Source organism: Paenibacillus chungangensis (genome assembly GCF_042675905.1).
Lineage (GTDB): Bacteria > Bacillota > Bacilli > Paenibacillales > Paenibacillaceae > Pristimantibacillus > Pristimantibacillus chungangensis.
This window is the reverse complement of sequence record NZ_JBHTJZ010000002.1, coordinates 1-18,878: the sequence shown is the minus strand read 5'-3', so window position 1 is coordinate 18,878 and position 18,878 is coordinate 1. Positions and strand designations below refer to the sequence as shown.

18 protein-coding genes, 1 tRNA gene and 1 rRNA gene are annotated in these 18,878 nt (G+C 50.2%); 3 read left to right on the top strand and 17 right to left on the bottom strand.

The annotated features are described in order from the left end of the window. Positions 1 to 38: 38 nt before the first annotated feature. From ACFQ2I_RS00105 to ACFQ2I_RS00095, 3 genes are read right to left on the bottom strand one after another with little or no spacing between them, the layout of a single operon-like run. Entirely contained in the window at positions 39 to 1,742 is a 1,704-nt protein-coding gene (locus ACFQ2I_RS00105; protein WP_377561397.1) for an ABC transporter substrate-binding protein, read from the bottom strand. Positions 1,743 to 1,800: 58 nt separating this feature from the next. After that, positions 1,801 to 2,697 (bottom strand): carbohydrate ABC transporter permease, encoded by an 897-nt coding sequence (locus ACFQ2I_RS00100; RefSeq protein WP_377561396.1) that lies wholly within the window; start codon positions 2,695 to 2,697, stop codon positions 1,801 to 1,803. A 16-nt stretch (positions 2,698 to 2,713) separates the two neighbouring features. Further along, a complete protein-coding gene (locus tag ACFQ2I_RS00095; protein WP_377561527.1) occupies positions 2,714 to 3,625 on the bottom strand; it encodes an ABC transporter permease in 912 nt (303 codons plus the stop codon). 395 nt (positions 3,626 to 4,020) lie between these two features. Between ACFQ2I_RS00095 and ACFQ2I_RS00090 the strand changes: the two genes are divergently transcribed. Beyond that, positions 4,021 to 5,751, top strand: coding sequence for an alpha-L-fucosidase (locus ACFQ2I_RS00090; RefSeq protein WP_377561394.1), 1,731 nt, complete (start codon positions 4,021 to 4,023; stop codon positions 5,749 to 5,751). 54 nt (positions 5,752 to 5,805) lie between these two features. Here ACFQ2I_RS00090 and ACFQ2I_RS00085 read toward each other — a convergent pair whose 3' ends face one another. Further along, positions 5,806 to 7,158, bottom strand: a complete 1,353-nt coding sequence (locus ACFQ2I_RS00085) for an FtsW/RodA/SpoVE family cell cycle protein (protein WP_377561393.1) — start codon at positions 7,156 to 7,158, stop codon at positions 5,806 to 5,808. After that, positions 7,155 to 7,487 (bottom strand): PadR family transcriptional regulator, encoded by a 333-nt coding sequence (locus ACFQ2I_RS00080; protein ID WP_377561392.1) that lies wholly within the window; start codon positions 7,485 to 7,487, stop codon positions 7,155 to 7,157. The genes ACFQ2I_RS00085 and ACFQ2I_RS00080 overlap by 4 nt, the downstream gene beginning before the upstream one ends. Positions 7,488 to 7,677: 190 nt before the next feature. Here ACFQ2I_RS00080 and ACFQ2I_RS00075 point away from each other — a divergent pair, with 190 nt between their 5' ends. Then, a complete protein-coding gene (locus ACFQ2I_RS00075) occupies positions 7,678 to 8,034 on the top strand; it encodes a DUF4870 domain-containing protein (RefSeq protein WP_377561390.1) in 357 nt (118 codons plus the stop codon). Between the two features lie 92 nt (positions 8,035 to 8,126). Here ACFQ2I_RS00075 and ACFQ2I_RS00070 read toward each other — a convergent pair whose 3' ends face one another. From ACFQ2I_RS00070 to ACFQ2I_RS00020, 11 genes are all read right to left on the bottom strand, one after another. Next, the gene (locus ACFQ2I_RS00070; RefSeq protein ID WP_377561389.1) at positions 8,127 to 9,179 is read right to left on the bottom strand and encodes a hypothetical protein; all 1,053 of its coding nucleotides are present in this window, start codon (positions 9,177 to 9,179) and stop codon (positions 8,127 to 8,129) included. Positions 9,180 to 9,321: 142 nt separating this feature from the next. Then, positions 9,322 to 9,477: a small acid-soluble spore protein P gene (locus ACFQ2I_RS00065; protein ID WP_377561388.1), complete on the bottom strand. Its 156-nt coding sequence runs from the start codon at positions 9,475 to 9,477 to the stop codon at positions 9,322 to 9,324. Positions 9,478 to 9,501: 24 nt separating this feature from the next. Beyond that, the gene (locus tag ACFQ2I_RS00060) at positions 9,502 to 9,675 is read right to left on the bottom strand and encodes a hypothetical protein (RefSeq protein WP_377561387.1); all 174 of its coding nucleotides are present in this window, start codon (positions 9,673 to 9,675) and stop codon (positions 9,502 to 9,504) included. Positions 9,676 to 9,690: 15 nt separating this feature from the next. Next, positions 9,691 to 10,038: a hypothetical protein gene (locus ACFQ2I_RS00055; RefSeq protein WP_377561386.1), complete on the bottom strand. Its 348-nt coding sequence runs from the start codon at positions 10,036 to 10,038 to the stop codon at positions 9,691 to 9,693. 168 nt (positions 10,039 to 10,206) lie between these two features. Next, positions 10,207 to 10,295, bottom strand: a tRNA-Ser gene (locus ACFQ2I_RS00050). Between the two features lie 375 nt (positions 10,296 to 10,670). Continuing rightward, complete coding sequence (serS, locus tag ACFQ2I_RS00045; protein WP_377561385.1) at positions 10,671 to 11,951, bottom strand: serine--tRNA ligase; 1,281 nt, start codon at positions 11,949 to 11,951, stop codon at positions 10,671 to 10,673. Between the two features lie 47 nt (positions 11,952 to 11,998). Then, positions 11,999 to 12,583, bottom strand: coding sequence for a pyridoxal 5'-phosphate synthase glutaminase subunit PdxT (gene pdxT, locus ACFQ2I_RS00040; protein ID WP_377561384.1), 585 nt, complete (start codon positions 12,581 to 12,583; stop codon positions 11,999 to 12,001). A gap of 80 nt (positions 12,584 to 12,663) precedes the next feature. Beyond that, positions 12,664 to 13,545, bottom strand: a complete 882-nt coding sequence (gene pdxS, locus ACFQ2I_RS00035; protein WP_377561383.1) for a pyridoxal 5'-phosphate synthase lyase subunit PdxS — start codon at positions 13,543 to 13,545, stop codon at positions 12,664 to 12,666. A gap of 105 nt (positions 13,546 to 13,650) precedes the next feature. Then, a complete protein-coding gene (locus ACFQ2I_RS00030) occupies positions 13,651 to 14,949 on the bottom strand; it encodes a D-alanyl-D-alanine carboxypeptidase family protein (protein ID WP_377561382.1) in 1,299 nt (432 codons plus the stop codon). Between the two features lie 187 nt (positions 14,950 to 15,136). Beyond that, entirely contained in the window at positions 15,137 to 16,594 is a 1,458-nt protein-coding gene (gene guaB / locus ACFQ2I_RS00025; protein ID WP_377561381.1) for an IMP dehydrogenase, read from the bottom strand. Between the two features lie 140 nt (positions 16,595 to 16,734). Then, positions 16,735 to 17,925, bottom strand: coding sequence for a GNAT family N-acetyltransferase (locus ACFQ2I_RS00020; protein WP_377561380.1), 1,191 nt, complete (start codon positions 17,923 to 17,925; stop codon positions 16,735 to 16,737). Between the two features lie 489 nt (positions 17,926 to 18,414). On the opposite strand from ACFQ2I_RS00020, the gene ACFQ2I_RS00015 reads away from it, so the two are divergent. Further along, the gene (locus ACFQ2I_RS00015; RefSeq protein WP_377561378.1) at positions 18,415 to 18,591 is read left to right on the top strand and encodes a hypothetical protein; all 177 of its coding nucleotides are present in this window, start codon (positions 18,415 to 18,417) and stop codon (positions 18,589 to 18,591) included. A gap of 28 nt (positions 18,592 to 18,619) precedes the next feature. Here the strand turns inward: ACFQ2I_RS00015 and rrf are convergent. Further along, positions 18,620 to 18,736, bottom strand: a 5S ribosomal RNA gene (gene rrf, locus ACFQ2I_RS00010). Positions 18,737 to 18,878: the final 142 nt, after the last annotated feature.

Here is an 18,878-nt window from a genome sequence, read left to right as displayed (position 1 = left end):
GAGAAGGACAAGGATGCCCTCGCCCTTCTCCTATCCTACTAATAACGGGAATCGTACGCTTCCTGCAAAATACCGAGATAACGCTCAAGCTTCATATTGTCCAGCGTCTTCAGATAAGCATCCCACTCGGCCTCAATGTTGGCTTGGCCAATGATGAATTTCGCAATCATCTCTTCCATATAGCTATCCAGCGTCGTCTGCAAGTCAAGCAGCTCCGAAGATTGCTCCTTGCTGAATAAGAGCGGCGGCAAAATCATCGATTTGTCCGGCACATAGGGATCGTAATTGTTCTTCGACTCATGGTACAAAATATATTCCAGATTCGTCTCTGGATCCGTGATCCCTTCACCTAGCCGGAACTCCGCTGTACGAACGGACGGCATGCTCTGATCCCAAATGATATTCTCCTCCGGCTTGGAACGCTCCAGAATGACATACTTGGCCGGCTCGCCGTTAATGCCCTTCTCCCCTTCTTGCGCGTAACGCCAGTTCTCCCCTTCCTTGCCGTACAATGCTCTTAGCATCACTTCTTCTCGGAAGAAGTTATCACCCCAGCGCAATGCCACTTCCGGATGCTTCGCCTTGTCCGTAATAATGAAGTCGCCATGAATGATACCGGCATAAGGGCCGAAGCCTGCATATCTTGTCCCGCTTGGTCCTTCCAGAGCCGGCACGGTGACGTACTCCAGCCAACGGCCGCTCTCGCCATTCAGATAGGTGGCTGAAGCCATCCAGCCCGACGGGAAAGCTCCCAGAATAGGATCGCCCTTGCCGTCGCCCAGTTGCCTCAGCTGCTCTCTCTTCTGCGTGAACGTCTCAGGCGCAATAAGCCCTTCCTGATATAGCTTGCGCATATAGCCGAGCCCTTCCTTGAACTCCGGCTTGTTCACAATAATATCCACTTTATCGCCATTCAAGTAAGTGAACTTGAACTGGTTCTTCGTATCCGTGAAGATGAATGCATTCATCAGGAAGTTATGCACACTGCTCTGCCAATCCTTCACCGCCCCTGCATATGGAATCTCATCCGCCTTGCCATTGCCGTTCGGGTCTTGCTCCTTGAACGCCTTCAGCACTTCATACAGCTGATCCGTCGTCTGCGGCATCTCCAGATTCAACTTATCCAGCCAAGGCTTATAGATCCACAGCTTCTGATCCCGGTTGCAATGATAGCAATCATTGAAGCTAGGCAGAGAATAGATATTCCCGTCCAGCGAATAATATTGATCCTTATCCTCAAGAGTGGTCAGCGCCTTCTTCGTCTCTACGCCATGCTCCTCAATCAGCTCATTGAGCGGCAGGAAGATGCCTTGGCTTCCGTATAGCTGCTGCTGCGTCAGATTAACCTTCATGTTCATGATGACATCGGGATAATCGCCGCTCGCCAGCGCCAGGTTCAGCTTCTCTGCCATGCTGTCCTTCGGCACGACTTCCCACTCCACATGAACATTCGTCTGCTCCTCCAGCCATTGCGTGAACCAGTTCGTATTGTAATCGCCTTCAATTTTGGCGCCGACCATCACCTTCAGCGTCACTTTCTCCTCCGACACCTTCATATTGCCTGGTTCCGTAAGTTTGATACCGCTCTTAACTTGACCCTTTCCTCCCGCTTCCCCAGCACTATTATTGCCGGAACCAGAGCCAGGGCTTGCGGAATTGCCATCGTTCTTCGATCCGCAGCCCGCTACAATTAGCGTCAGCACCATCAGCACAGCAAGAAGCTTGAAAGACGTTTTTTTCACGTGTCCTCTTCCCCTTTGTTCATCGAATTGGTCATTCAGCTTGTCCAGCCTACGCACACTACTCCTTCAACGAGCCGATCATCACCCCTTTCACGAAGTGCTTCTGCACGAAAGGATAGATGGCCAGCACAGGAACAGTGGCGACTATAATAAGCGAATACTTCAGCAGATCGCGAAGCTGCGCGCGCATCGCCAGATCGGCGACGTCGCCAACCATACTGATATCCACCTCGTTCTCCACTAATATCTGCTTCAATACGAGCTGCAGAGGATAGAGCCCGGGGTCCTTCAGGAAGATCAGCGCGTTAAAATATTGATTCCAGTGCCCGACCGCATAGAACAGACTGATAACGGCCAATATCGGTGCCGACAGCGGCAGCACGATTCGCCATACGAAGCGGAAGTCATTGCAGCCATCGATGCGGGCCGCTTCCAACAGCTCGTTCGATATCGTCACTCGGAAGTAGGTTCTAGTAATAATAACATGCCACACGCCCAATGCGACCGGAATAATAAGTGCCCATCGCGTGTTCAGCAACTCCAGATCCTTCACCAGAATGTAGCGCGGAATCAATCCGCCATCGAACATCATGGTGAAGACGAACAGCAGCATCAACACCTTGCCCCCGAAGAAGTCCCTCCGAGACAACGGATACGCCGCCAGCACCGTCATCAGCACATTGAAGACCGTTCCTACTATCATATAGAAGAAGGAGTTGGAGAACCCCGTCAGAATCATATCATGCTTGAACACAGCCTTGTATCCGTCCAAGGTAGGGTCAACCGGGAACAGCCATACTCTGCCTGAGGCTACAGCCTCCGGATTGCTGAAGGATGCACTGACGATATAAATAAGCGGATACAGGACGACGAGCAGAATGAGCCATAGCATTAAGCTATTGAAAGTAAGAAAGGCCTTGTCGCCTCTCGAGTTCAACAGGTGAGATTGTTCCATATTCCTGTCCCGCCTCCTACCATAAGCTTTCTTGTCCGACCTTGCGGGCGGCTTGATTCAATAGAACGAGCAGTGTTAGATTAATGACCGACTTGAACAAACCGATTGCTGTCGCATAGGAGAAATTCACAACCGCAGAAGACAATCCGACCTTGTACACGTACGTATCAATAATCTCGGACGCGCTCAGGTTGAGAGGATTCTGCATTAACAAGACTTTCTCAAAGCCAAGATCCATCAAATTGCCGGTGTTCAGAATGAGCAATATAATCGTTATGGGCAGGATGCCCGGAATATCTACATGCCATATCCGCCGTACGATGCTGGCGCCATCCACAACCGCAGCTTCATGAAGCGTGGGGTTAATGCTGGCTAGCGCCGCCAAGTAGACGATACAGCCCCATCCGACATTCTGCCAAATATCCGACCAGACATAGATCGACTTGAACAATGCCGGATCGGCCATAAAGTGAATCGGCTCCATGCCTAGTAACCCCAGAGCATTGTTAATCATGCCGGTCCGCGGGTCAAGAAACTGAAGAATGATGCCGACCATGACCACTACAGAGATGAAATGCGGCGCATAGGTGATCATTTGCACGCTGCGCTTGAATCTGCCGCTTCTCACGTAGTTCAGGCTCAGAGCCAGAATAATGGGGAAGGGGAAGCCTACAGCAAGCTGATACAGTGCAAGCTCCAGCGTATTGCCCAATATACGCCAGAAGTCATAAGACTGGAAAAAACGAATAAAATGCTCCAGCCCCACCCACTCACTGCCCATAACCCCTTTCGATGCGACAAAATCGCGAAAAGCGATCTGCGCGCCGTACATGGGATAATATTTGAAGATCAGTACATACATCAGCGGGAGAAAAAACAGGACATGCAACTGCCAGCTATGCAGCAACTTCTTCCAATAGGCCTTCATCACGATCACGATTATCTTCTCCTCACTTCCGATTGTTGGAATACGCTTTCATATCAATTTCGTTTTCTCCTGCCGAGATATAGTGTAACCTTACTCCATGGCTGATGATGGGGTAAAGAAGCAATGCTTCACCCCATATGCAGAAGCTAAGATTACGAATCGAGACTGATTAATCGACACACGCCCCGCGTACAATTCCTTTACCGATTCCCAAAAGTGCCGCTGCATCTCGCTTCGCCCGGAAATGTGCAGGGGATAAAATATGTGCAGAAGCTGCGATTGTGAGGAATGTCCCTATTCCTGAAAACATGCTTGTTGTTAGAAGAAAGCGTTTCCGTTATATTGATCACAGTATCCTAATCAAAAAAACCGATGAGGGAAGGGTGTCGCAGCTGATGAGTTTATCCGGTCCGGTCATTGAGGCTCAAGAAGCAGACCGTATGCAATGGTGGAAGGCGGCCAAGTTCGGCTTGTTCGTGCATTGGGGATTGTACGCGCTTCACGGCAAGGGAGAATGGCATATGTCAGGGGCGAAGATTCCGGTGAAAGAGTACGAGAAGCTGGCGGAGCGGTTCAACCCCGTCAAGTTCGATGCCAGAGAGTGGGTGGCCCTGGCGAAAGCAGCCGGCATGAAATATATCGTCGTGACGGCCAAGCATCATGACGGCTTCGCGATGTATCATTCCGAGCATGATCCCTTCAATATCGTCGACGCCACGCCGTTCCGCCGCGATCCCATGAAGGAGCTGGCGGAAGAGTGTCAGAGGGAAGGCCTTCGCATGTGCTTCTATTATTCTCACGTCATCGATTGGCATCATCCTCATGCTATTCATGAATTTTATAACAACACATGGGATTACCCCTTGGAAGAGAAGGCCTTCTATGCGTATTGGAACCGTAAGGCGAAGCCGCAGGTGAAGGAGCTGCTGACGAAGTACGGGCCTGTCGGCCTGATCTGGTTCGATACGGCGGGGGGACTGTCGAAGAAGGACAGTCAGGAGATAATCAATTGGGTGAGAGAGCATCAGCCGGCATGCCTGATCAACAGCCGGGTCAGCCACTGGCCGCAATATGCGGGAGACTACAGCTCCAAAGGGGATAACGAGATTCCTATGCACGGCGAGGATAGCCGGCCTTGGGAGACTCCGATGACATTGAACGATTCCTGGGGTTATCAGAACAAGGATCAATCGTGGAAATCGAGCGAGGCGCTTATTCGGAAGCTGGTGGATGTCGCGAGCAAGGGCGGCAATCTGCTGCTTAATGTAGGACCGACCGCGGAAGGCGACATACCGGATGAATCGGTAGAGAGGCTGGAAGCAGTGGGGAGATGGACGAGCAGGTTCGGTGAAGCGATCTACGATACGACCCCCAGCCCGTTCCACTATGAACAGGAATGGGGAGCGATCACCGTTCGGGATACGACGATGTATCTTCTGATCCATGGACCGTACTGGAGCAAGGGTAGCATCCATCTGTACGGGCTGAACAATGCGATACGCCATGCTTACGTCCTGCAGGGAGACGACGCCGACGACGAAGCCCGCAAGCCGCTGGCCGTACAGCAACATTATCATGAAGCTGTCGGCTTACATCAGCTGCATGTCACGCTTCCGCTATCGGCACCGGACGACGTCGTATCCGTCGTGGCGCTGGAGCTGGACGGCAAGCCGCATGTCGATCCGCGCTGGCTGCAGCTCCCTACCGGCAATATCCGGCTCGATATCGCCCATGCGAAGGTGATGTCAGGGGGCGAGGCGGGGAACGAGGCCGGCTGGTCCTTCACGATGCTGGAGCCGGGCGAATTCGACGTCGTCATGATTGCATTCAAGCGATTCAATCAGGAGTGGTCGGATCACTGCCATCAGGAAGTGGTCGCCACTGTCGCCGGACAGCAAATAAGCTGCATTCCCGCTGTGGACATGCTGCTGGAGGATACGCCGACTTGCCAGCATCCCTATGAGGAAGTTCATTCTGTGCTTGGACGCGTCCAGATCCGACAGCCCGGCGAGTACGATATCCGCCTGCAGTCGGCATGGGTGAAAGAAAAGACGGGCTTCTTCGAAGCGTGGCAGGCAGCTCCGATCCGTCTGCGCTCGCTCCTGCTTGTGAAGGTGGCGCCTTAACCTTTATCCATAGCCGACTGCCCGACATGTTCACCTATAGAGCATTCCCCGCCGTTATCGCAATAGTGACTGCGGGGAATGCTCTATAGCGTGCTTGCGGATCATATCCTTTCTCCTGTACGCTCCCAGCATCAGCCCGATCGCCGCCAGCTCCACGACGGTGATGGATGAGACATGAACAATCGGCAGAGGGATGCTGCTGATCGGCAGCAAGCCCAGACACATCAGAATGTTCCATAGCAGCTTCGTGCCCAATACAGCAGTCAACCCCACTACAATCCCTCTGGCATAGCCATCCTTCAGCTTCATGCCCATGCGTATGCATCTGCCGACGAACAACAGAGAGAATACAGCGATCACGCTGCCCGCCACCCATCCCAAGCTGTACACCAGATGGGCATACAAAGCATCGCTGTATGGATACGGGAGCGGACCGTATACAGCCCTGAGCCCTTGTCCCCACATGCCGCCCTGCTCTATAGCTTCAATCGCCCGGGCTGTCATATAGCCGCTGTCCCCTTCACGACTAATAAAGCCGGTGAGGCGACTCCATAGCCTCTCCCATCGCAGCGGATCCAGCAGGAACCGTATGAACATAACGACTGTTATGACCAGCATGGATGCCCCTAACGTTCTCCATCTGCCCGCCATCATGAGCACTGTAATGGCGCCTATCGCATAGATCGTCAGATGAACCATATCATTCGCTGCAGCGTACAGAACTACTGGTATCAGCACATACAACACTGCTTCCATAACCACCCTGCGGAATGGAGACTGCATATTACTGATCCTATCCTTCTCGCGATGCATCATTCCGATGATCGCCAATAGGAACAGGAATGGGGTTACAGCGGTCGCCTTGAAAGCAAAGGCACCTACCACTATCCAGTGGTTCGAGCCGTTAACCGTAGTGCCTATCCAAAGGAGTGAAAGATGCAATCCCACCGCAGCAGCGTGCATCGGCAATGACCAGCGCAGCAGCTTCCGGTAATCAAGGAAGTAGAAGACGGTCAGGCAAGCGAGCCCAGCCAAGCCGTAAACCATCTGGTTGACCCATAACCCCTCGTATCTCTCTCCCCTTGTTAAATTGACCACATAGATAGCCACTACTGCTACTATAATCAATCCTGCCAGCAAGGCCATCACGCCCCACTCCGGCTTCGGACGATGCACAGCATGCAGTCCCCGGCCGGCAGCGATGGGATCGCCCATCTGCCGCAAGGCGCAGGCGATCGCCTCTTCCTCCGCCATCCCCTCTCTCGCCATCTTCTCTTCGACGATGTCCTCCAGATGGCTCAGCATCTCGAGACGGATCTCTTCATGCACCTCGGCCGCCTTCACCTCGAAGCATACCCGCTCCATATAAGCAACGACGGACGGATGCTCCCTTATCGCCGCGCTCATGCTCCGCCCTCCCCGATGACACGATCTACGGTCGTGCGGAACAGCTTCCATTCCTTCTGCTTCTGTTCCAGATGCATTCGCCCTTCGTCTGTAAGACGATAATACTTGCGCTTGCGAGCCCCCTCGTCCATCCAGTACGCTTCCACATAACCCTCGGCCTCAAGCGTATGCAAGATAGGATACAGCGTTCCTTCCTTGAAGGAGAAGACACCTCCCGAGCTTGTCTCAATCCCCTTCACCATCTCATAGCCGTACATCTCTTTGCGGCTCAACAAAGACAGGATTAGAGTGACCGTGCTGCCTTTCATCAACTCTTTATTAACCTTCATCATATCCTCCTATACCTAGATTTCATTTATACATAGATTATCTAGGTATTAGTATAGAGAAGAATACGGTTCCTGGCAAGTACTTCTACTATAATCTGTTGTTGCATGCCAAAGGTTTCCTTGATATATTGTTCCTAAGATGCTGCGCGTTGCGTGGCAACGTGCATCCAACTACAAGAGGAGGTTCACTATGTATCCAGACGGAGGTTCCTTTAAAGAAGAACGCACATACGGCATGCTGTGTCATCTACTGGCGTTCGCGGGATTCCTTATTCCACTCGGTAATATTATCGGACCGCTTGTCATCTGGCTGATGAAGAAGGATCAGTCAATGTTCGTAGACGATCAAGGCAAGGAATCGCTCAACTTCCAGATCAGCATTTTGATCTATGGCATTGTCTGCGGACTGCTGACACTGGTGGTTATCGGTATCTTGTTGCTAATCGCCCTTGGCATTTTCTACATCATCATGATCATTATCGCCAGCGTGAAAGCGAATGAAGGCGTCCGCTACCGTTATCCCTTGACGATAAGATTTCTGAAGTAGTCTAATCCGATGAACAAAGGCTCCTTGCCGCAATCAGCACATAAGCTGGCGGCAAGGAGCCTCTTTCCGTTACGTTGTTCGTTATGATATCATTACATGCCCATAGGAGCTTGGAACTGCTCCATCAGCTCCTCCATCGTTATGGCATCTGCAGGAAGCTCAGGATGCTCTTGCTTCTTATTGAAGTCGGAATATTGGGCGGCGAAAGAAATGATGAATTTCATCGTCTCGCCAGTGCCTTCCGGATTTTTCAGATCCAGATCAATCTTTACGTCCTGATGCACCATATACTTGTCTTGAATAGCTGTCGTAATATCCAGCGTATTGACGGTCAACAGTTCTTTGAAGCTATCCAGCGCTTGATCCTTGTCGTTATCCCAGCTCTCTTTTGCACTTTCCACTTGCGCTTTCTCCAGACCTACCGCATTCAGGTAGTCTTCATTATTCAGAAGAAGGTCGAAGATAGCTGGAACGACTTTATTAACCATCGTATCAACCGTTCCATCGTAGTTGTCCTTCGTAATCGCGAACTTGACCACCTGGTCTGCTTTCATGCCTTCAGGCAGTCCCGCATCGGCAGCTTTCACTTCAGTGAAGTATGTCTTCTCATCGAAGTTGTCCATGAATACGGCGGCGAACTCTTGGGCCATCTTCTGTTGTGTTGCCACATCCATGGAGATTTGTTGCCCGGATTGCTCCGCCAGTTCTTGCAGATCCATCTTAATATATTGATCGAATAATTGCTCAGGCAATGGAAGCATCGGCAGATTCGGAATTTTGACGTACATTTCGTCCTTCGTTACAATCATTGGAACGGCCAGCTTCATGTCCATCATGCCTGGAAGATTAATCTCCATGTTCATGTCCATGCGCATTGGCTCTTTTGTATACATAGTATCTGCGGATAACTTGGCTCCCTTAATAATGCCAGCTACATCGATACCGCCTGTTTGTTCAGCTGCAAGATCACCCAGTTGCAAATCATCGATTTGCAAAGTCATATTCATTTTGTAGGACTCTGCAGCCATTGTGTTTTTCATCGCTGTCTGCAGCGATTCCTTAGGCGGCTGACTGGAGCTGCACCCGGCCACGATAACTGCCGTGAGCAGCACAGCCATGAGTGCCAAACGTTTTACTTGCTTCATGATCGTAAATTCCCTCCACTATCTATTTTTTGAGCATCTCCATTCTATCCTATATATAGTGGTTTTGAAAGTGAATAATTACAAAACAATCCCATCTCCTGCCAAAGGCGGGGATGGGATTCTAGTGTTTAGGTATTTAATACTATCCTTCAGGGTTATGATGACTCACATGGTTTTTCTGCTTTGTCTTCTTGGAACCTGACATGGGCTCCTGCATGGCTCCGCCCGACTTATCCTTTCGATTACGCTCATTGTGCGGGATGCTTTCCGGAACCGGTATACTTTCTGACTTGGCCATTGCTTAACCCTCCCTCATCCGCTATTAACGCTGATGCTTCAAGTCCGTTGGCTGGTCGAAGTTCAGCGAATCCTGATGCCGTCGGTCATTCTTGCCCTGCTGAAGCTGTTGAGCATGATGGCTATTGACCGGTTCTGTCTCCAGCGCTTCAACGACATTGGACAAATTTTTATCTGCTGTGCCTTTCGCTTTCGTCATCGCGATCTTCCCCCTCTATGCATGTGTTAACTGATGCAGCGCTTGTGCGCATTCGTGCAGATGCCGGATATAATCCTGCGTCAGCTGCTGCACGATGTCGTTCCGCTCATCGATAGAGACGTTATCCTTCTCCACATCGACAAGTTCTACCTTTACTTCCCTGCTATCCACATAAGTAACCTTGAAATCAAACTCATACATCTGATGCCCTGCCGCATGTATCGTCACCCGCAACGAGCGTTCGTCAGCTTCATCGGCTTTTACTTCGCTCCGATCGGGGCTATTCATGACTCTGGGCAAGGTTTCTTGCCAAGCTTGCACCAGCTTCTGCTGGTCTATACGGAGCTCATCTGACTTCGCCATTCATTAAGCACCTCCACATCGTTAAGATGCGAAAGGTTCACCCCTTTTATACGATCCAAGCCATAAAAAAACGCCCAAGCGATAAGCGCTCAAGCGTAATTTACATTACATTATGTATTCCATACTTTACTGGGGGCCCTCAGGCCTCTAATGGTAGAATATTCATTCTGGCGGAGAGGGTGGGATTCGAACCCACGTGAGCTTGCACCCTAACGGTTTTCAAGACCGCCCCGTTATGACCACTTCGGTACCTCTCCAGAAATTTAATTGTGACTGACAAAAGATATTGTACCACAGGTCAAATTGAAATATCAACCGTTAATTTGACCCATGGTAACAACTCAGTCAACGGACGGGCTAAAATTGATCGCTAACTGGAAAAACGACAGTTCATTGCACTAGATTGGCTTGTTTCTCCAGATTTAACTGGAAAAGCGACAGTTGTTTTTGCCATTTCGGCTAGAAAACTCTTAAACACCGAGATCTACCTGTACTTTTTCCAGTTAGGTACATCCTTGCTCCCTATTTTCAAACATCTACCTGTACTTTTTCCAGTTAGTCGTAAAGATAGGGTATATTGCGTCAAGGTAACAGTTCATCGTTCATCCAAGATTTCATCCAAGATTGATGCTTTACTTGGCTGTGATGGCTTCCAAGCCGCCCATGTAAGGACGAAGAGCTTCCGGAATGACAATCGACCCGTCAGCTTGCTGATAATTCTCCATGATGGCGGCAACCGTACGCCCTACAGCCAATCCTGAGCCATTCAGCGTATGCACGAATTCCGGCTTGCTCTTCGCTTCGCGGCGGAAGCGAATGCTTGCGCGGCGCGCCTGGAACTCTTCAAAGTTCGTACAGGACGATATCTCGCGATAGGTATCTGCGCTTGGCAGCCATACTTCAAGATCGTATGTCTTCGCCGAGGCGAAGCCCATATCTCCCGTGCACAGCAGCTGAACGCGGTATGGAAGCCCTAACAGCTGCAGCACCTTCTCCGCATGGGCAGTCAAGTTCTCCAGCTCCGTATAGGAGTCCTCCGGCTTGACCAGCTTCACCAGCTCTACCTTGTTGAATTGATGCTGGCGAATCAATCCGCGCGTGTCACGCCCAGCAGCTCCTGCTTCAGAGCGGAAGCACGCGCTGTAGGCGACGAAGTTCTTGGACAGATCATTGGCGTCCATAATCTCATCGCGATGAATGTTCGTTACAGGCACCTCTGCTGTTGGAATAAGGTAATAATCCGTATCCACCAGCTTGAACAGATCCTCTTCGAACTTAGGCAGCTGGCCTGTGCCAACCAAGCTGTCCCGATTGACGATATAAGGCGGCAGCACTTCTTCGTACCCATGTTGATCGCTATGCAGATCCATCATGAAGCTGATTAGAGCCCGCTCCAGGCGTGCGCCAAGACCGCGATAGAAGACGAATCTGGATCCTGTTACCTTGGATGCACGCTCGAAGTCCAGAATGCCAAGGTCATGAGCCAGTTCATAGTGCGCTTTCGGCTCGAAGGAGAATGCAGGCACTTCGCCATGACGGCGGATCTCCACATTATCGTCTTCAGAAGCGCCTACCGGCACGCTTTCATGCGGGATGTTCGGAATAGCAATAGCGATCTCGGTAACTTGCTCATCCAGCTGACGCAGCTCCTCGTCCAGTGCTTTAATTCGGTCTCCCACCTCCCGCATCTCCAGAATAAGCGATTCCGCATCGCCTCCGGAGCGCTTCAGTTGGGCTACTTCCTGTGACACCACATTGCGTCGGTTTTTCAACTGCTCCGTCTCCTGAATCAGTTCGCGCCGCTTCGCGTCCAACTCAGGAAAATCTTTCACCATATCAAGAGATGCGCCGCGATTTTGTAGCGCTTGCTCCACTTTATCGAAGTCGGAGCGCAATAATTTTACATCCAACACGTTGTTCAAGCTCCCCTCTAAAGAGAGTATTATGTCATGCTATATCCTTATACACTTGCAGCAGCCGCTTCCTTCACCATCTCAAGGAAATAAGCATGCAACCGATAGTCATCTGTCAATTCCGGATGATATGAGGCTGCGAGAAGCGAGCCTTGTCTGGCTGTCACAATCTCACCATTATATTCGGATAGTACATCTACGCCGTCACCGACCGATTTGATCAATGGAGCGCGTATAAAGACGGCACGGATCGGTTCATCGATCCCCTTCACCGTCAGGTCCGTCTCGAAGCTCTCGCGCTGGCGTCCGAATGCATTCCTGGCGACTGTCATATCCATCAGACGAAGATGAGCTTCCTCATCCCCCTCGATGCGATCCGCCAATACGATTAGGCCGGCGCATGTACCGAATAGCGGCTTTCCCTTATCAGAGAACTCAGCTATCGCCTCCATGAAGCCGTACTTCCGCATTAGCTTGCCAATCGTGGTGCTCTCTCCTCCCGGAATGATTAGCCCATGGACATCGTCAAGCTGTTCCACACGCTTAATTGCCACAGCTTCCGCACCAGCCGCCTCCAAGCTGCGTATATGCTCCGCAACGGCGCCTTGCAGCGCCAGTACGCCTACTTTCATTACTGCTTCATCTCCTTTGTACGAACGGACGGTCCACCCTACTATACAGGATGGACCGTCTCCTTAAGCTTTAACAAATCTTAAATTCCACGATCTTGCATACGCTGTGATGCGTCAAGCTTGGAGATTTCAATGCCTTTCATCGGCGTACCCAGGTTTTTAGATACTTCTGTGATTAGCTTGTAGTCCTGATAATGAGTAGTCGCCTCCACGATCGCGCGAGCGAATTTATCCGGATTCTCGGACTTGAAGATACCGGAACCGACGAATACACCGTCTGCGCCCAGATGCATCATGAGTGCCGCATCTGATGGTGTAGCCACGCCGCCTGCGGCAAAGTTCACGACAGGCAGCTTGCCGCTCTCATGCACTTGAAGCAACAGCTCGTAAGGCACGCCCAGCAGCTTCGCTTCGTTGTACAGCTCGTCCTTCGACAGGCCCTGTACTTTGCGAATCTGGCCGTTAATAAGACGCAGATGACGCACTGCTTCAACGATGTTGCCTGTCCCTGGCTCTCCCTTCGTACGAAGCATCGCCGCTCCCTCTTGAATACGGCGCAATGCTTCGCCCAGATCCTTCGCACCGCAGACGAACGGCACAGTGAATTCATTCTTGCTAATATGGAAAACTTCGTCCGCTGGGGTAAGCACTTCACTCTCGTCGATATAGTCTACGCCCATGGATTCCAAAACCTTCGCTTCCACATAATGACCGATACGCGCCTTGGCCATCACCGGAATGGATACGACCTTCATGACTTCCTCTACGATTGTAGGATCAGCCATGCGAGCAACGCCGCCAGCGGCGCGGATATCGGAAGGAACGCGCTCAAGCGCCATAACTGCCGTGGCACCTGCCGCCTCCGCAATTTTCGCTTGTTCGGCGTTCATAACGTCCATGATTACGCCGCCTTTTTGCATTTCTGCCATACCGCGCTTTACACGTGAAGTACCAGTTTCCATCTTTTCGTTCCTCCTATTATCATCCATCAAAGTATAACTGCCGAAGTTGTTCTAACCATTGATTTTACAGGAACCACAGCTAATCCACAAGTATAGATTTCCCGCCTAGAACAGGTTCATGATGCTGTCGAACAGCTTGGTGAAAAATTCGCCAATCGCCCTAAACAACAATTTCAGCCAACTTGCCTTCTCCACTTCTTCCGTCGTCACAAGATTTACCGTATACTGGAGATCGTTGCCTGTCGCTTCATCCGCATAGGTATAAGTTACCGTGCCGACCTTTGTACCCGCTGCGATCGGAGCAACCAGTTCTTCTTTTGGCGTTAAGCTGCTGCTCGTCATCTCCATTTGCGGATTCGCTCCCTTTTTCACCATAATGGTAATGTCGCGATCCGTTACGACTGGGACAGTCTTATTTACTCCTTTTTTAACCTCTACGGTTTCTAGCGTTTCTACAACCGTTTTTGGGGATACCACCGTTTTCTTCTCAAAATTATTGAAGCCATAGTTATAAAGTGTTGCCGTTTCATAAAAACGCTGATTTTTGGAGCTTGTATCCATTACAACGCTGATGAACCGAAGATCACCGCGTTTCACAGTGCCTGCGAAATTATACCCGGCAGCATTAATGAATCCTGTCTTCATTCCGTCGACACCTTCATAAGCAAGCTTTCTCAGGAACTCGTTATTAACGTTAGCGCCCAGCATATAATTGAAGTTGACCATCGGCTTCTTGTCGCGTTCACGGAACTTGTACTCTTGAATACCGGAGAATTCAAGGAACTCCGGATAGTCTCTTAGAATCGTGCGTCCCAGCATAGCCACATCGTATGCGGACATCACTGTCGTATCTTCAAGTCCGGTAACGCTGGTGAATATTGCGGACTCCAGTCCCAGTTCGTCCGCCGTTTCATTCATCTTGTCAATAAATGCTTCGAGGTTGCCCGCAACTTGAATCGCCAGCGCTTTCGTCGCATCGTTCGCCGATCCCACCGCCATAGCGATATATAATTCCCTGACAGTGTGCTTATCGCCCTCTGCCAGGAATACTTGTGATTCCGCCGGATCAGTATCAGCCGCTTCCTTCGTAATCGTCACAACTTCATCCCAGTTCAGCCGACCGGTTTGGATTTCCTTCAGCACAATATATTCCGTCATTAACTTCGTCATACTAGCAATCGGAAGCGGTTCATCCGCTAATACTTCATATAGTACCTGACCGGAATCCGCTTCTATAAGAATTGCAGACTTCACTTGCAAGCCTAGCTCATTATCTGTACTTGGCCTATCGTTAAAGCCAACCGCCAGCGCACTGGGCGCCCCAATTGACAACACCGCCACCCACAGTGCCATGCTGGCAGCGATGACGGACAATAGTGATTTCTTCTTCCTTCTTGCGTTCACTTTGATTTCCCCATTTCGATTATATTGTCCGTTAACAATTGTAACATACGAGGCGTCCTTTTTTAAACCTGTCTTAGGGCGCAAGCGCATGAAGATTCCTTCATATTTGCATGCGTGCAAAATAAAAGCAGAGACACTCAGCCGTAGCGCTGTTAATGTCTCTGCCTGACCCCGTATTAGAGGTGAATTATAGGGAGTAGTTTGGTGCTTCTTTCGTTATTTGAACATCGTGTGGATGACTCTCGCGCAAGCCGGAGCCGGTAATGCGAATAAAGCTTGTATCGTTCTGCAGCTCTTCCAGAGTCGCTGTACCGCAATAGCCCATGCCCGAGCGCAAGCCGCCTAGCAGTTGGTGAACCGTATCAGCTAGCGGGCCCTTATAAGGGACGCGACCTTCGATGCCTTCAGGAACGAGCTTGTTGTCGTTCTCCTGGAAGTAACGATCCTTGCTACCTTCCTTCATGGCGCCAATGGAGCCCATGCCACGATATACCTTAAAGCTGCGCCCTTGGAAGATTTCCGTCTCGCCAGGGCTCTCTGCAGTTCCTGCGAACAAGCTTCCAATCATAATCGCGCTTGCTCCGGCAGCAATGGACTTCGAGATGTCGCCGGAGTACTTGATGCCGCCGTCTGCAATGACCGGTACATTATACTCTCTCGCGACGGACGCACAGTCGTAAATCGCCGTAATTTGCGGAACACCGATCCCTGCAATGACACGCGTAGTACATATCGAGCCAGGTCCGATTCCTACCTTGACGACGGATGCGCCTGCTTCGATCAACTCGCGAGTTGCATCGCCAGTGGCTACATTGCCCGCGATAATCGTAAGGTCAGGATATGTCTGACGCAGCTTGCGGACTGCTTCAATAATATTGATGTGATGCCCATGGGCGGAGTCTACGACCAGCACGTCCACTCCTGCCTTCACAAGCGCCTCTGCACGGTCCATTGTATCCTTAGAGATGCCTACCGCTGCGCCGCACAGCAAGCGGCCGTGAGAATCCTTCGCCGCATTCGGGAACTGGATGGCCTTCTCGATATCCTTGATCGTGATAAGACCTTTCAGTGTATTTTCTTCATCGACTAATGGGAGCTTCTCGATTTTGTGCTGCTGCAGAAGAACTTCAGCTTCTTGCAAAGTCGTTCCTACCGGTGCAGTGACCAGGTTGTCCCTCGACATTACTTCGCTAATTTTAATGGAGTAATCGTGTACGAAGCGCAGATCTCGATTCGTCAATATACCGACAAGATGATTGTTCTCGTCTACGATCGGAACACCGGAGATACGGTACTTGCCCATCAGTTCCTCTGCATCGTAGACATGATGATCAGGTGTAAGTGAGAATGGGTTCGTAATCACGCCGCTTTCCGAACGCTTGACACGGTCTACTTCTTCCGCTTGCTGCGCAACGGACATGTTCTTATGAATAATCCCGATTCCACCTTCACGAGCGATTGCGATCGCCAAAGCCGACTCCGTGACCGTATCCATACCAGCGCTGATCAGCGGGATATTCAATTTAACGTTCTCGCTCAATTGAGTCGAGATGTTAACCTCCCTCGGCAACACTTCCGATTTGCGCGGAATAAGCAATACGTCGTCGAACGTTAGCCCTTCTTTAGCGAATTTCGTTTCCCACACGAGTATGTTCCTCCCTTTTTTTCAGTACCTCTCACGTATATTATTGCAATATTAGCAGAGGGGTCTAGGGCTGTCAAGGCGCAGTAAAATCAAGAAATTTCCCGCAATTTAGGCATTTCCGAACTCATTTGCACATTTACTTAAAAAAAGTCGGACAAATAGGTTTTATGTTCGGGAATACGATTCTGCAAGCGGTTAATTGCTGCGAGATCACCTTGAATCCGCTGATATCCCGATAATTGTCCACCACTGCGATATCCCATTAACCATGTCGACAATGTGCCGATATCTAATGCAATACCTTTCATCTGCATCGCTTCTTCATTAGACAACCGCCTCAGACACCCGTTTCCTTCCTTATCAATGCTCCATTCATATTTTCCCGTATTCCACGGCGCGTATTCGTCATGAAGCTCAATCGTACATTGATCTTGCTCCCCTTGCAGGAAGGGATATGCCTTGATAAATGCCTCGGCATCGATAATTCTTGCCATAAAGTAAGGGCTAATCTCCTGCTTGATTCGAGGGTCGGCTAGTGTATCGGCTAGTAAATCGTCTACAGGAGCACGGAGCTGAACATGATCAATCATTGAATCGTGCTGGGCAATAAATGACCATAAAGCACGCCTTGCTTCATCCTTTAAATAGATCAGTTCATGAACCGACATTATCCTGTTGTTAACCTCGTAGATAAGGTAACCCTGCTTCTTACCATCGCAATCGCGATAAGTAACAACAGAACCTGACTTTCTCTGAGGTATACGATACTTCCACCAAACTTCAGATCGCAGAAGCATACCGTTGTATTGAGCTGCATAAAGCTCATATATCGTATGAAGCGATTCGTAGTCCACTTCTCGAACCATTTGTCCTGGGTACGGGGAACGAGGCGGCAATTGTTTCGTTTCGATCGTGTAGACTTTATGCTCGGTATATGTTTCCCATCCGAACTTCCTGTAGAACGGGAAGGAGAACGGTGACAAGAATGAGAGAAGCTGCCCTCTTTTCTTCATCTCTTGTATGGCGTGAACTAACAGCTTAGCCACATATCCTCTTCTTCGATATTCCGGCCATGTAGCTACATTTGCGACTCCTCCCATCGAGAATGGTTTCCCTGCTATATACGTTTGCAGGTCAAGCACCGTCACTTGTGCAGCCAGATGATCGTTAGCAAATATAGCCCAGCGATCCGCCGCTTCCTCAAGTGTCATGGCTCTTAGCTTCTCTTTTTGTTCCGGCGTTTTTTTAAGTTGGAATGCGAACTCTGACAGCTCTAACGACTGATCGAATAACTCGTGTCCCAATTTTTTCATTTCTATTGTCTCTTGCATCGCTCTTGCCTCCAGTTAACCAATATGCTATTAGTTTAACATAATAGAGGATACAAAGGAGCTTGGCAGTTATGAGCAACCGCCTCTTCCTATATAGTTGATCAAAGTACAAACCAACCTACTTGTACGTTTTTACAATAGTTCTTTAAACTGTAGCTAATCCACTACTCAAACCTGACATTTTGTACGTAGTCTCCCAAAGCGATCCATGCGCCGCTGTAAAATAGGAGATTTCGCTCAATTGATTTCATAGCTTCCCAAATTGTGTCTTCTACCACATGAACCAAGTAGTAACTTTTTCACACACATGCACGCTCAGTTGCATCGTATTACTTCGATCCGAGGTTCGAACACTCTCCCTTTAGGAGAGAAGCGTCCAGCTACGCACAAAAAACCTGCCGCAGTTATATGCGACAGGTTATTCGTGCTTGGCGACGCCCATTCCGCACCGGATGAATTCACTTCTTGATATAGCTTCGAGGTCGGCGTTTGAACCTTCCGCTAGGGCCGGGCCTGCTGCTTCGTATTACTTCGATCGGAGGTTCGAACACTCTCCCGTTGGGAGAAGAGCGTCTGGCTACGCACAAAAAACCTGCCGCAGTCATCTGCGACAGGTTATTCGTGCTTGGCGACGCCCATTCCGCACCGGATGAATTCATTTCGTGATATAGCTTCGNTGCGACAGGTTATTCGTGCTTGGCGACGCCCTACTCTCCCAGGACCCTGCGGTCCAAGTACCATCGGCGCTGGAGGGCTTAACGGTCGTGTTCGGGATGGGAACGCGTGGTTCCCCTCCGCCATCGCCACCAAACGGTGTTTCTCGATGAAGGTTCATCTCAAAACCAAATGATCTTTTCCTCAAGGCTTGCGCCCTGAAAACTGGATACGAAAGTTGCTTACTTACTTTAGCTGGTTGCTCCCGATTCATATCGGAAAGCAGATAGGATAAGCCC